Source organism: Cupriavidus sp. GW821-FHT02F09, from assembly GCF_059421605.1.
In genome coordinates this window covers 15,993-29,706 of record NZ_JBWKVH010000050.1, presented here as the reverse complement: position 1 = coordinate 29,706, position 13,714 = coordinate 15,993, and the positions used below count along the sequence as shown (strand labels likewise).

The 13,714-nt window shown below is 63.5% G+C and carries 10 protein-coding genes; 2 read left to right on the top strand and 8 right to left on the bottom strand.

What is annotated here, in order from left to right:
• Positions 1-56 precede the first annotated feature (56 nt).
• Positions 57-932 (bottom strand): LysR family transcriptional regulator, encoded by an 876-nt coding sequence (locus tag AC07XB_RS33565; protein WP_492814348.1) that lies wholly within the window; start codon positions 930-932, stop codon positions 57-59.
• A gap of 97 nt (positions 933-1,029) precedes the next feature.
• On the opposite strand from AC07XB_RS33565, the gene AC07XB_RS33560 reads away from it, so the two are divergent.
• Complete coding sequence (locus tag AC07XB_RS33560) at positions 1,030-2,442, top strand: MFS transporter (protein WP_492831767.1); 1,413 nt, start codon at positions 1,030-1,032, stop codon at positions 2,440-2,442.
• 34 nt (positions 2,443-2,476) lie between these two features.
• Here AC07XB_RS33560 and AC07XB_RS33555 read toward each other — a convergent pair whose 3' ends face one another.
• Together AC07XB_RS33555 and AC07XB_RS33550 are read right to left on the bottom strand one after the other, a co-directional pair.
• On the bottom strand, positions 2,477-3,883 hold the full coding sequence (locus AC07XB_RS33555; RefSeq protein WP_492831769.1) for a cation:dicarboxylate symporter family transporter: 1,407 nt from the start codon (positions 3,881-3,883) through the stop codon (positions 2,477-2,479).
• Between the two features lie 33 nt (positions 3,884-3,916).
• The gene (locus tag AC07XB_RS33550; protein WP_492831771.1) at positions 3,917-5,287 is read right to left on the bottom strand and encodes a class-II fumarase/aspartase family protein; all 1,371 of its coding nucleotides are present in this window, start codon (positions 5,285-5,287) and stop codon (positions 3,917-3,919) included.
• A 792-nt stretch (positions 5,288-6,079) separates the two neighbouring features.
• Here AC07XB_RS33550 and AC07XB_RS33545 point away from each other — a divergent pair.
• The gene (locus tag AC07XB_RS33545) at positions 6,080-6,328 is read left to right on the top strand and encodes a Crp/Fnr family transcriptional regulator (RefSeq protein ID WP_492374907.1); all 249 of its coding nucleotides are present in this window, start codon (positions 6,080-6,082) and stop codon (positions 6,326-6,328) included.
• A gap of 133 nt (positions 6,329-6,461) precedes the next feature.
• Here the strand turns inward: AC07XB_RS33545 and AC07XB_RS33540 are convergent, their stop codons facing one another.
• The 5 genes from AC07XB_RS33540 to AC07XB_RS33520 form a co-directional block, all read right to left on the bottom strand.
• The gene (locus AC07XB_RS33540; RefSeq protein ID WP_492374906.1) at positions 6,462-6,818 is read right to left on the bottom strand and encodes a SpoIIAA family protein; all 357 of its coding nucleotides are present in this window, start codon (positions 6,816-6,818) and stop codon (positions 6,462-6,464) included.
• A gap of 397 nt (positions 6,819-7,215) precedes the next feature.
• A complete protein-coding gene (locus AC07XB_RS33535) occupies positions 7,216-7,950 on the bottom strand; it encodes an MgtC/SapB family protein (protein WP_492374905.1) in 735 nt (244 codons plus the stop codon).
• A gap of 12 nt (positions 7,951-7,962) precedes the next feature.
• Positions 7,963-9,318 (bottom strand): TolC family outer membrane protein, encoded by a 1,356-nt coding sequence (locus AC07XB_RS33530; protein ID WP_492374904.1) that lies wholly within the window; start codon positions 9,316-9,318, stop codon positions 7,963-7,965.
• Positions 9,319-9,356: 38 nt separating this feature from the next.
• Positions 9,357-12,410, bottom strand: coding sequence for an efflux RND transporter permease subunit (locus AC07XB_RS33525; protein WP_492831773.1), 3,054 nt, complete (start codon positions 12,408-12,410; stop codon positions 9,357-9,359).
• On the bottom strand, positions 12,407-13,417 hold the full coding sequence (locus tag AC07XB_RS33520) for an efflux RND transporter periplasmic adaptor subunit (protein ID WP_492831775.1): 1,011 nt from the start codon (positions 13,415-13,417) through the stop codon (positions 12,407-12,409). The genes AC07XB_RS33525 and AC07XB_RS33520 overlap by 4 nt, the downstream gene beginning before the upstream one ends.
• Positions 13,418-13,714: the final 297 nt, after the last annotated feature.

Sequence of the window (13,714 nt, the reverse complement as noted above, 5' to 3'; positions counted from 1 at the left end):
CTGGCGGGCCCGGCCGCGTTAGCCGGCCCCAAGCAGCCGCTTGAGAGCCCATGTGCCTATTCCGAAGCGGATCCAAATGCGCCGTGCCCGGCCACTACTTCGCTAAGAAAGTCCATCACCGCGCGCACAGGGGCCGAGCGCCGCAAGTCCCTGTGCACCACCAGCCAGATGTCGCGCGAGAATGCGGCGCCCTCGTGTTCCAGCCGTACCAGGCCCGCATCGGCATCCCCCAGGAAACAAGGCAGGCCAGCCACGCCCGCCCCTGCGCGGGCAGCGGCGAGATGGCTGCTGATATCGCTGAGTTCGCAGCCCACGGGCCGTGGCCCCGCCAGCTCCAGCAGCCAGCGCTGCTGCGGCATGTCGGCGAACTGCGCATCGTAGGCAATAAAGGTCCAGTCGCGGGGACTCCGCAATGCCGGATAGTCGAGGCTTGCGTACAAGGCGAATGGCATCTGCCCCAGCTTGCGCACCACACTGCTCGACTCGCTGGGCCGCACCAGCCGTAGCGCTACGTCTGCCTCACGGCGCGTCAGCGACACCGCGCGGGCCTGCGCCGACACGCAGAGTTGGATACCCGGATAAGCCGCGCGGAAATCCGCCAGGCGGCCGGCCAGCAGATGTGTGGTCAGCACCGGTGGCGCACTGAGCGACACCTTGCCGCTCACGGGCTCGTGGCTGGCACGCGTCTGCCGCTCGATAGCGAACGCGGCGGCTTCCATCGTCCTGGCTTGCTCGAAGACCGACACCCCGAGCGGCGTCAGGCGGCACGAGCGCGGCAGGCGTTCAACCAGAAGCGCTTGCAGCCCGGCTTCGAGCGCGGCCAGCCGGCGGCTTACCGTGGCGTGATCCACCTGCAAATCGCGCGCTGCGCCGGACAACGTGCCGGTGCGAGCGACTGCCAGGAAGTGGCGAAGATTTTCCCAATCGAGCATCTGTGCGTTTTCTCCAGGTTCGGTGGAGATTTTAGGGAATTTACGCAGATATGTCTGCAGCCTAGCATGCGGAGATCCTATCGTTGGAATCCATGCCATGCCTACCACCACCAATGCGCAACGGGCCACCCTGCTGGCCGCTGCGCTCGGCCTTGTCGTCGTCCTGCTGGACGTCAGCGTCGTCAATGTCGCCCTGGATACCTTGCGGCAAGGATTCGCCACCGATGTGGCGGGGCTGCAATGGGTGATCAACGCCTACACGCTGGTGTTCGCGGCGTTGCTACTGACCAGCGGAGCGCTCGGAGATCGCTTGGGCGCCAGACGGGTGTTCCTGATGGGGCTCGCGCTGTTCACGCTGACGTCGGTGGCGTGCGGCGCGGCGGGCAGCCTGGCGATGCTGGTGGTGGCCCGGCTGGGCCAGGGCATTGGTGCGGCGCTGCTGGTGCCGAACTCGCTGTCGATGCTCCAGCGGGCCTTTCCCGAACGCGAACAACGCAGCCGCGCAGTCGGCTGGTGGGGTGCGATCGGCGGCATCTCGCTGGCGGCCGGGCCGGTACTGGGTGGCCTGCTGGTGACCCACTTCGGCTGGCGCTCCATCTTCCTGATCAACCTGCCGCTGGGCCTGATTGGCCTGTATCTGACGTTGCGCCATGTCGCCGCCGATGGCGGCGGACATCACCGCGGCCTGGATTGGCCCGGGCAAGGCGCGGCCATACTGGCGCTGGCCGCACTCACCGCATCGGTCACCGAAGCCGGCCGTCTCGGCTGGGGACACGCCTGGGTACAGGCGGGGCTGTGGCTAGCCTTGGCGTCGGCGGCCGCCTTCGTCCGCATCGAATCACGCAGTGCTGCGCCGATGCTGCCGCTGGCGCTATTGCGCATCCCGGCGTTCAGGGTGGCGTCGCTCGCCGGTGTGATCGTGAATTTTGCCTACTATGGCCAGATCTTTGTCTTCAGCCTGTTCTTCCAGCTTCAGCAGGGACTATCGCCACAGCAGACCGGGCTGGCGTTCCTCCCGATGACGGTGGTGCTGATGGCAGTCAACGTGCTCGCCGGCCGCCTGATCACGCGGATGGGCGCGAGATACCTGATGGTGCTGGGATTGCTCCTGGCCGCCCTGGGTTACCTGATGCTGTTGCCGGTGCGCATCGACGGCCCCTACTGGCTGCTTGCCCCGCCGATGCTGCTGGCCGCCAGCGGCATCGCGCTGATGGTGCCGACCATGACCAATGTCACGCTGTCAGCCGTGGATGGCTCCCGCGCGGGCATCGCCTCCGGCGTCCTCAACTCGGCGCGGCAGGTGGGCGGTATGCTAGGCGTGGCGGGGTTCGGTTACCTGGTGCACGACACTGCCCCGCAGGCCTTCATGCGCGGCATGCATCTCTCGCTCTGCCTCGCGGCCGCATTGCTGCTGGTGGGAGCCGTGACGTGCTGGTTTGGCATTCGTGCGGAACGTCCCGCCGCTAGCAAGGACGGGCAGCAAGGCGCCACTGGAACCAATGCTCTCTAATCGGCACCTTCGCTGCCATGGCGGGATGGTCCGATCACGCTCCGGATTTCGAGAGCGGGATACCGGCAGTGTGTGGATTGCCTTCCTTGGAGTCCTCAGGCAGAAGGTTGCCATCGTCGAGCGCAGCATCGGCGTTGGCCGTTTCGGGAAAGCGCTCGGGATACAGATGCCGCTGCGCAATCTCGTGGTCAAAGGTGCCGGACCACTTGGCAATGACCACGGTCGCGACGCTGTTGCCGATCGTATTGCAGGTGGAGATCGCCATCGACAGGAAGCGGTAGACGCCGAAGATAACGGCTAGTCCCTCGACCGGCAGCATCCCGGTCGAAGTCACCGTTGCAGCGAAGACCACGAAGGAGCCGCCGGAGACGGTCGCCGTGCCCTTGGAAGTCAGGAGCATCAGCAACAGGATGCCAATCTGCTGATCCAGCGACAGCGGCACGCCGTAGGCATGCGCGATGAACATCACGCCCATGGCCATGAAGAGCGAGGTGCCATCGAGGTTGAATGCGTAGCCGGTTGGCAGCACCAGGCCCACGGTCTGCTTGGCGCAACCCAACCGCTCCAGCTTGATCAGCAGGCGGGGCAGTGCACTCTCCGACGATGCGGTGCCGAGCACGATAAGGATCTCGTCTTTGATGTAGCGCAGGAAACGCCAGAGACTGAAGCCTGCCAGCCGTGCCACCAGGCCCAGCACCACCACGATAAACACCGCCACCACCGCGTAGAAGCTGAACACCAGTTGGGCCAACGCGATCAGCACCGCGGTGCCGTTGCTGCCGACCGAATAGGCTACTGCGCCGAACGTGCCGATCGGCGCCAGTTTCATCACCAGGTTGATGAAGGAGAACAGTACCTCGGAGATCTGGTCGAGCCCCTCGTTGATCTTCTCGCGCCGGCCTTCCGGAATGGCGAGGATGCCGATGCCGACCATCACCGCAAGCACCACCACCTGCAGCAGTTCGCCCTTGGCAAACGCCCCGACAAAATTGTCTGGCACGATGTGGGCCATGAACGCCAGGAAGCCGTGCTGCCCGGCCTTGGCCACCACCGGCGGGGCGGCGCCGGTGGCTACGGTGGTCATGCCCTTGCCGATCTGCAAGAGGTTACCCGCCAGCATGCCCACGACCAGGGCAATCGTCGAAAGCACTTCGAAGTAGAGGATGGAGCGCCAGCCAACGCGGCCAGCACTCTTCACATCGCCGGCGGATGCAATGCCGTGGACAATGGTGAGGAACACAAGCGGCGCCACGCCCGCCTTGATCAGCGAGAGGAACATGTCGCCGAGCAGCTTGAGCTGCGAGGCGAACTTCGGGAAGATGAAGCCCACCGCGATGCCAAGCACCAGGGACACCAGCACTTGCATACCCAGCTTGCGATACCAGGGTAGTTTTCTCGGGGGCGAGATCAGCGCATCTGCGCTGGATGAATGGTTTTCCATATCTGTCTCCTCGATGCTGTTTGATGCTGTTTCTTACACACCGTTCGACAGCGCGATGGCGCGGTCCACCATCTGCGGCGCCAGGCCGAGATAGTTGGCCGGATCCGTCAAACGCTCGATCGCCGCACGATCGAAGTGTTGCGTGACCTCAGGCAGTGCCATCAGCGCCTCGGCCAGCGTGCCGCCCTTCTCGTTTACGGTGCGGCAGGCGTCGTAGACGATGTCGTGCGCCTGCTGGCGGCCGGTGAAGGGGGCCATGCCCATCATCACCGCTTCGGCCACGATCAGGCCACGGGTGATGCCGAGGTTGTGCTTCATGCGTTCGGTATCGACGATGAGGCCGCCAAGCGCGAACTTCGCCTGGTGAAGGGCACCCGCAGTGAAGATGAAGCTCTCGGGAATCGCAATCCACTCCGCATGCCATGGGCCGGTCGCGCGCTCGAAGTCTTGCACCATGGCATCGACCATCAGGCCGGCGTGCTGGCGCACTGCCTTCGAGGCGGCCAGCATCAGTTCGCTGGAGATCGGGTTGCGCTTTTGCGGCATGGTGCTGGAGGCGCCACGACCCTTGACGAAGGGCTCGTAGACCTCGGCGAACTCGGTCGACGCCATGATCATGATGTCGAGTGCGATCTTGCCAAGGGAACCTGTGATCAGTGCGAGCAGGTTCACCGCCTCGGCGAAGCCGTCCCGTGCCACATGCCAGGTGGTTGCCGGCACGCCCAGCCCAAGTTCCTCGGCCATCGCCTGCTGCACCGCGAAGCCCTTGTCGCCCAGCGAGGCCAGCGTGCCCGCCGCACCGGCAAACTCCACCACGGCCACCCGTGGCCGCAATTCCGCCAGACGCTGCTGGTGGCGGTCGAACATGGCGAGCCAGATCGCTACCTTGTAGCCAAAAGTGACCGGCAGCGCCTGCTGCAGGTGGGTGCGGCCGGCCATGGGCGTATCGCGATGCTTGACCGCCAGGCCGGCCAGGATGCCGCGCAGTTCGCGGACATCGGTGTCGATGCTGTCGAGCGCGTCGCGCACCTGCAGTGCCACCGCGGTGTCCATGATGTCCTGCGTGGTCGCTCCCCAGTGCACGTAGCGGCCGGCATCGCCGCACATGCCCACAAGCTGATGCACCAGCGGCAGGATCGGGTACCCGACGATGTCCGTCTCCTCACGCATATGGTCAAAGTCGATACGCTCGATGCGCGACTCGCGCGCAATCACTTCCGCCGCCTCGGCCGGGATCACGCCGACGCGCGCTTCGGCCTTCGCCAAGGCGATCTCGGCGTCAATGTAACGCTGGATCAGCGCCCGGTCGGAGAAAATCTCGCGCATCTTGGCGGTGCCGAAGGCATCGCGGAACAGAATCGAATCAACAACGGTGCTAGCCATGGGGACGGAAAAAGTGGACATATCGGCCTCTGAGGTAATTGCTGGTTTCGCGAACACGCTCAAATATGTTCGAACATATCCAACTATAATATGTTCAAACATATTCACAACCATGGGTTTACCCTAGCGCCATGAAACCGCCCGCTCCCCTCGCCATGCCGAAGCTCAACTTCGCATCGCCTGGCATCTTGATCAGCGCCTTGATCGAGGCGCGTTACGGCCGCTGCATTGGGGGCGCGTCCGCAGCGCCTCGGATCAGGGCTTGGCAGGCATGCAAGGCATGCGAAATTTCAAATGCGGACGTCGACATGTAGCGGCTGCTTTTTCCGCAAGGCTGGGCAAGCCGCATCGCCTTTCAACACCTTGCCGTCTGCCAACGTCAGCACTGGGACTGGCAGCCCGGCGCCGCCGGTCTCGTCTGTCCCCTTGTCACGCGCATAGATGCGGCTCCGTACTTGGGAGCATGCAATGTCGCACGCTGCTGGCCAACCTGATTCATGCCGACCGGCTGGTCGGCCGGCGGTACGCCATCAGCAACCGCCAGCGAGTATGTCCGGGCGCTGGCATCGCGCTCAGCCCCCGGCAAGAAAGGATTGATGGCGCCAGGCGCCGGTTTGATCAGATAGTCGGCCACCGATTCGACTGGCACGCCGGCGCCGTCATACTGCCGACACGGACGCAAGACTACTTGTCCTTTCGCGGGCGCAGTTCGCGCGGAGCGTCAAGGAAGGACCAACGGCCTACCGCTACTTCGCGCTGCTCATCGCGCAGCGGCATGCCGGCGTCCTTCGCTATATCTCAGATACAAAACTGATGGCCCCGGAGGCTCGCGTACGCGCGAGGCTGGCGGAACTCCTGCTGTTGCAGCGCCCGCTGGTGCCTCAAGGCGGTCCCGTCACCTTGAAGGTTTCGCAGGTCAATCTTGCCGCGATGATTGGTGTGTCCCGCCAGACATTGAATAAGCTCCTGAAGCAATTGGAGAAGCGCGGGCTGATCGAGATCGCATTCCGGAGCATTCGCGTGATGGATCCGGAGCGCTTGCGGGATGAGGACAACACCTGACACGGGCATTTCAGTGCCGGGCCGCTTGGCGGGGTCCATGTCCCCTACCGATCGATCCGTGACCTAGCTCGCAATGCGGGCTGGCCCCAACTCGGCGATAGCCTGGGACGATACGAGATTCGCCGGGCGGCGCTCAGGCGTTGATCCAGGCGCGCGCCTGATCCAGCTCGTTGACGTGGAACACCTTGACTTCGGCCTTCGTGAAGAACCGCGCCAGATGCATCGAGGCGTGGATCCATCCCGCGTCGGCCACCACGGCGGCGCGCGTGATTTTGCGGGCCACGGAAACGCCGAGCGTCAGGTCGGTCCACAGTGCCTTTGGCTCGATGCCGGTGAAATGCTCGATGCGTTCGAGCACGCGGGTCTTGCCGTTCAGTTCGAGATCCCCTCGCAGGCGCTCGATGGCTTCGCGCAGATCGCGGTCAGTGATTTTGCCTTCGACGGAAATCTCGACGACCGGGGAATCGGGGTCAGTGTGATACAGGATCATGGCAGGACCACTTGGCTGGGGAGGCGTAACACGCTCAGGCACGGACGAACCTAGCGCTCGATCACCTCCTGATGGTACGCCTTTTCGCACGGCTCGGACCGCACGGGTTCCTGGTTCGCCAGAACTGGACCCAGGAACTGTGAGACAAAACCCACTAACCGTGAGACGTGACTGTTCCGTCTCAAATCTATTAGGCAACGGGTGTACAAAGGATCAATGACTTAGCTTGCCGAGTTTCAAACAAGCTGAGCAGGATTCTCAAAGTTAGTGGGCGAACGGCACGATTTGTCTCACAGTTAATGCGCATATGGAGACGTGATGCCGTCCAGCGCGGACTGGAAAACGTGCGTCAGATGCGCTGCGCGGTGCGGCGGCGATGGCCAAGACGCTACCCTGCTCAACTGCGCACCGGCACGATACTGAACCGGGAGACACCCTGGGTTGCAGCCATCTCGGCCGCCAGTCCTGCCGGCGATAGTGCGCGCGCCTTGTCCGGCGCGACCAGGCTGATTCGCCACACGGCCTGGTTGTCGGCAAACGTGATAGTCAGGCTGTCGTGCAGCACGCGATAGCCGCGGGACTTTGCCCTGTCGATCAGTAGATCGAGATCCGGCGCTTCACCGGGTTGGAAAGTCAGAGACACATCCAGCGTCGTGCGCCCCGGAAGCCTGGATTCAAGTCGGTGCAACAGAGACATCGAGCTCACGCATAGCACGGCGAGCAGCAACGCGGCGGCATAAAAACCAACGCCGAGCAACACGCCTATGGCCGAGGCAGCCCAGATGGATGCCGCGGTCGTGAGGCCGCGGATGCGCATGCCGTCCTTCATGATGACCCCGGCGCAGAGGAAGCCGACGCCGGTGACCACGCCCTGGATGGTATGGGTCGGGTCTGCCTGGATGTGCGCTGTGGCGCCGCCGTACCAGAGCGGCGCGTGGCCGACGAACACCGTCAGCGCCGTGGACGCCATGCACACGAGGCCGTAGGTGCGCATGCCGGCGGCGCGGCCATTGTACGAGCGCTCGTAGCCTACCAGCATGCCGAGCAGCAGCGCGCCCACCATGTTCAGCCCGATGAACGCGTTGGCGGCGAGAAAGGCGCCGCTCCAATAGTGCTGCAGATCTCCTAGCATAGGATTTCGCGATCAGGCTGCGAGCCAGGCATTCAGCGAGCGCAAGGTTTCCTCGCTCAGTTCCCCCGCCGCGGCGGCAAGCCGCAGACGGCCAAGGAGGTAGTCCAGGCGTGCCTGAACCAGGTCAAGCTCAGCGGCGAACACGCGCTGCTGCGCATCCAGTACGTCGGGTTGCGTACGGGTGCCAACGTCCCGGCCAAGCGTCGTTGCCGCGAGCGCGCTACGCGCCGAAGTCAACGACTGCTCGAGTGCAGCAACGCGCGACACGCCCGTTTTCACTGAGAGGAATCCGTCCTGCACCCTCAAACGCACGTCTCGCCGGGCGGCGGCAATCTCCTGCTCCGCCTGACTCTTCCTCGCGGCCGATTCCCGCTCGCGCGAATCCAATCCGCCGCCCGCGTACAACGGAATGTTGAGCTGCAAGCCGATCGTCGCGGTTCGGGTGTTGCTGCCAGCAATCCAGGGAGCCAGGTTGCCGGTTTGCCCTTGTGCGCCATAACGCGCCACGAGCGCGACGGTCGGGCGACTGCTGAGGCGGTATTTATCGATTTCCGCGCCGGCAATGTCGTGCTCCGACTGCCTGGTCTTGACGAGGTAGCTCTGTTCTTCACCCTTTGCCTGCCACGCCGTGAGATTGTCCGGTTCCGGCGGCCGCGGTGCGAAGCCAGGCGCCAACCCGCTGAGCCGATCGGGCGGCATGCCGACGGTTTCCAGGAATCGCGTGCGTCGCTGTTCGAGCGCAGATTGTGCCGTGACCTCGCGACTCTCCACCCCATCCAGGCGCGCCTGGGCTTCATGAAGATCGGTGATCTTGCCCTGGCCGATGTCAAAGCGTGCCTTCGCGCGGTCGCGTTGCTGTCGCAACGCCGCCTTCTCGGCCTGCACCACGCGGAGCGTCTCCTCGCCCAACACCACGCCGAAGTATGCCTCGGCCACCCGCAAAGCCAAGTCCTGGCGAGACTGGTCGAATTGCGTTTGCGCCAGGTTGGATTGCTCGTGCAACTGCCGTCTCGTGGCCACAGCGCTCCTGTCGTACAGCGGCTGCACGAGCATCACCCCGGCCTGGCGAGCAGTGCCCGAACTATCAGCGGAGACCAACGGCGCGAGCTCGGCAGGCGGGTTGGCGGACGACCGATTGTTGATCCGGTCCAGCGCCGCCTGGAGGCTTACGCGGGGACGCAGCAAGGCGTCGCCTTGCACAGCCTTCTCCCGTCCCGCCGTGAGCGCATCATTTGCGGCGAGGCTCGTCGGATCATGCGCCAATGCCTGCTGATAGGCCCCCACGAGATCGATAGCGCTCGACGCTCCAGCGTTCATGAAAAGCATGCAGCCCAAAGCCACCTGCCCGGCCCGCAAGGCCATACTCATTCTATTCATCGCATTTACTCTTAACGTCACATCTGCGATCAAACGGTCGCAGGGCGCTTGGCCCGGTACCAGGTCGCATACAGAGCGGGAAGGAAGACGAGCGTCAGCACCGTGGCAACGGCGAGCCCTCCCATGATTGCCCACGCCATGGGGCCCCAGAACACGGAGTGTGTAAGCGGCACCATCGCCAGAATTGCCGCCAAAGCAGTCAGCACGATCGGACGCAGCCGCCGCACCGCCGCCTCGACGATGGCCGTCCACAGTGCGACGCCCGCGCCCACGTCCTGATCGATCTGTACGACCAGGATCACCGAGTTGCGGATGATCATTCCCGCGAGGGCAATAACGCCCAACATGGCGACAAAGCCGAATGGAATCCGGAACGCGGCCATGATCGCGCTGACACCGATCAGCCCGAGCGGTGCCGTCAGCAGGACCATCGCCATCTTCTTCATGTCCTGCAGTTGAATCATCAGCAGCACGAGCACCGCGATGATCGTCACAGGCATCACCGCGAAAACGGAATGCTGGGCCTTCGCACTCGATTCGTAAGCGCCGCCGATCTCGATGCCATAGCCGAGCGGTAGCGCCTTTTCCAGTGCGTCGATCTTCGGTTGTAGTGCACGCGTGACGTCAGGTGCCTGCGCCCCTGCGATATCGGCGCGAACGGTCAACGTTGGCACGCGGTTACGCCGCCACAGCTCGCTGTCCTCGCTGTCAAGCGTGAGCCGGGCCACTTGCGAGACCGGCACAAACTTGCCGTCGCGCACATAGATCTTGGCGTCCTTCAGGTTGTTCAGGTCCGTGCGCTCCGCCGCGACGAGGCGCGAGACCACGTCGATTCCTTGGTCCTCCTCACGGTACTGCGTGATTGGCGTGCCCGACAACGAGGCCTCGAGGGCTTCCTTGATCTGGCCTGAACTGATGCCCAGTGCACGCGCCTTATCCTGGTCCACATCGACCTGCACGCGCTTGATGCGTTCGCCCCAGTCCTGGTTGACCTGCCGCACATGGGGCTCTTCACGCATGATGTCCGCCACCTGCTGACCGATCGCACGAACCTTGACGTTGTCCTGCCCGTACACGCGAAACTGCACCGGGTATCCGACAGGCGGACCGTTCTCCAGCCGATTGACGCGGCCCCGCACATTCGGGAATCTCTCGCCGAACAGATTCTCGATCCTCTCCTTCGCCCGCTCTCGTGCCTCACCGCCCTTCGTCATCACCAGCATCTCGCCGAGGTTCAGATTAGGCGTCTGCGCATCGAGAGGCAGGTAGAACCGTGGCGCACCGTTGCCAACAAAGCTGGTCACCGCCGCGATGTCCGGATCGCCCTTGAGCAGGCCTTCCAGCGTCTGTACCTCGCGCTGGCTCGCCTCGAAGGTCGACGCCCTCGGCATCCACAGGTCAACAATCAGTTCGGCCCGGTCGGATGCCGGAAAGAATTGCTGGGGTACTGCCTTGAACAGCACCAGTGCGCCCACGAACGCAGCGAGCGTGATGCCGATCACCCACACTCGATGCTCCAGGCAGAAATTGATGAAGCGGCGGAACTTGACGTAGAAGCCGCGCTGGTAGACCGCCTCCTCATCATGCGACGCGTGCGCATGCTCTTTCAACAGCTTGAAGCCGATGTAAGGTGTAAAGAGGACGGCCACGATCCATGACAGCACCAGCGAAATGCCCACCACCTGGAACAGGGAGTACACATATTCGCCCGTGCCCGACTTCGCAAAGCCGACGGGAAGAAAGCCCGCAGCTGTGATCAACGTGCCCGTGAGCATCGGGAAGGCGGTGGCCGTGTACGCATATGTGGCGGCGCGGAACTTGTCCCAGCCCTGCTCGAGCTTCAGCGACATCATTTCGACGGCAATAATGGCATCGTCCACCAACAGTCCGAGCGCAATGATCAGCGCACCGAGCGAGATGCGCTGCAAGTCGATGCCCATCACGTACATCGCCAGGAATGTCATGGCCAGAACGAGCGGGATGCTGAGCGCAACGACCAGTCCGGTCCGCAAGCCTAGCGACAGGAAACTCACGACGAGCACAATGACCACAGCCTCGGCCAGACTCTTCTTGAACTCGAAGACAGAATGCTCGACGATACGTGGCTGGTCGCTGACCGCATGGATCTGCACGCCCACCGGCAGGTTGGACTCGATGCGTTTTACCGTTTCTTCCAGCTTTGTTCCAAGGCGGATCACGTCACCGCCCTTGCGCATGCTCACCGCAAGTCCAATCGCCTCGCGGCCGTTGAAGTGCATCCTCGACGTGGCAGGCTCCACAAAGCCGCGACGGACGTCTGCGATATCGCCAAGACGGAAGGTACGTTGGCCAGCACGGATGCCGATGGCGCGAATCCCTTCGACAGAGTCAAACTCGCCACTGACGGCCAGCCGCACTTGTTCCGCGGTGGTTTGCACAGTCCCGCCTGATGTCACGGCATTGGTTTGTGCGAGCGTCGACGCGATCAACGCCGGGTCGATCCCCAGCGAGGCGAGCTTGGCGGTGGAGACTTCCACATAGATCTTCTGTTCCTGCTTGCCTACGAGGTCGACCTTGTTGACGTCGCCGACACGAAGGAACTCATTGCGCGCGGCGTCCGCGATCCGTCTCAGGTCGTCATAGTCGAAGCCATCACCTGTGATGGCATAGAGGTTGCCGAACGTGTCTCCGAACTCGTCGTTGAAGAATGGGCCCTGCGTGCCTTGTGGCAAGGTATGCCGGATGTCCTCCATCTTCTTCCGGACCTGGTACCACACATCCGGCACGGCGCCCGGTGGTACGTCCTCGCGCAGGTTGACCTTGACCTGAGTTTCGCCCGGCTTCACGTAGGTGGACGTATAGTCGATCTCCGCCACCTCTTGCAGCTTGCGCTCGATCTTGTCGGTCACCTGATCGGCCATCTGCTGCGCGGAGCTCCCCGGCCAGTACGCCTGCACGACCATGGTCTTGATCGTGAACTCGGGGTCCTCCTTCTGACCCAGGCTGCTGTAAGCCAGTACGCCGGCCACGGACAACAGCAACAGCAGGAACCCGATCATCTGCTGGTGCTTCAGCGCCCATTCGGACAGGTTGATGCCTTTCACTTAACACCTCCCGCCCTGGCGACAGACACCGTCTCGGCCACTTTCACCTGCTGGCCAGGCTGCAGCATATGCACGCCGGCACTCACAACGGTCTCTCCGCCCGCCAGTCCCCCAACCACGATGACGCTGTCGTTCTGCGCGGCGCCCAGCTTGACTTCACGCGCGATCACCCGCGACGTCTTCGGGTCAACCACCCACACCTGCCGGCCATGTTCATGATCGACAATGGCGGTCAGCGGCACGCGGACAACGCCGTTGCCGTCCACGTCGGGTGCTAGGACAGACGCGGTCATGCCTAGCCGCAGGAGATCCGAATCCGCGTCCTGAATGGAAATGCGGGCCGAGTACGTCCGCGTGACGCTGTCCGCGTCCGGCGCAAGCTCCCGGAGCTTGCCCGTCCAGGACTTGCCCGGATGCGCCCAGACCGTGATCTTCAGCATCGACGCCTTACGCAGTTCGTCGACTCGCGACTCCGGAATACTGATCGAGACCTCGCGTTCGCCGTCAGCCGCAACGGTAGCGATCGACTGCCCGGCCGCGACCACCTGCCCGGCTTCCGCGTTGATGGCACTGACCACGCCATCGCGGTCGGCCACGAGCGTGGTAAAGCCGCGCAGGTTGGCGTTCAGCTGCTGGCGCGCCTGGGCAGAGCGCAGTTGTGCCTCCGCCTGGTTGAGCGCCAGCCGCTGCTGGTCCAGCTCGGCTTGCGAGGCAAAGTTCTGCGCGAGCAATTGCTCGGTACGCCGAACATCCACCCGCGCCTGGGCTACCCGGCCCCTTGCCGCATCAGCCTCCGCACCCGCCGCAGCCACCTGCAACGTCTCCTGGGTGGGGTCGAGCTGGAACAACGGCTGGCCGCGCTTGACGTGGCTGCCCACTTCCACCATGCGCGCGACGATCTTGCCGGCTGTGCGGAATCCAAGTTGACTTTCGTAACGCGCGCGAATCTCGCCTGAATAGGTCGCGCCGACCGACCCGGCGGTACGTCCGGCGACCACTGTCCGCACCGGCCTTACGTCCGCGTGTCCGGATGTGGGGTGCGGTGTACAGGCGGCTAGCAGATGTGCCGCGATGATGATAAGAGCTGCCGCTCGATAGTTCCTGTTCAATTTCTGCCCTCCAGTAAGGTCCGTCGCTCCCCTGCGAGTCATCAGAGATCCACGCCACCGAGGCGCTCCACGGACTCGTGCTGGCGTCAGCGACGGCAGGCCTGTTAGGGATTTCTCCCTTCCCGATAGCCCGGAATATACATCATACTGACTTGAATGTCATGATGACGTACAATTTATTTTATGAGTGGAACG

Bases quoted from the DNA above. Each gene is read 5' to 3' on its own strand.
- AC07XB_RS33565 (WP_492814348.1), bottom strand. From the start codon at position 932: ATGCTCGATTGGGAAAATCTTCGCCACTTCCTGGCAGTCGCTCGCACC.
- AC07XB_RS33560 (WP_492831767.1), top strand. From the start codon at position 1,030: ATGCCTACCACCACCAATGCGCAACGGGCCACCCTGCTGGCCGCTGCG.
- AC07XB_RS33555 (WP_492831769.1), bottom strand. From the start codon at position 3,883: ATGGAAAACCATTCATCCAGCGCAGATGCGCTGATCTCGCCCCCGAGA.
- AC07XB_RS33550 (WP_492831771.1), bottom strand. From the start codon at position 5,287: ATGTCCACTTTTTCCGTCCCCATGGCTAGCACCGTTGTTGATTCGATT.
- AC07XB_RS33545 (WP_492374907.1), top strand. From the start codon at position 6,080: ATGGCCCCGGAGGCTCGCGTACGCGCGAGGCTGGCGGAACTCCTGCTG.
- AC07XB_RS33540 (WP_492374906.1), bottom strand. From the start codon at position 6,818: ATGATCCTGTATCACACTGACCCCGATTCCCCGGTCGTCGAGATTTCC.
- AC07XB_RS33535 (WP_492374905.1), bottom strand. From the start codon at position 7,950: ATGCTAGGAGATCTGCAGCACTATTGGAGCGGCGCCTTTCTCGCCGCC.
- AC07XB_RS33530 (WP_492374904.1), bottom strand. From the start codon at position 9,318: ATGAGTATGGCCTTGCGGGCCGGGCAGGTGGCTTTGGGCTGCATGCTT.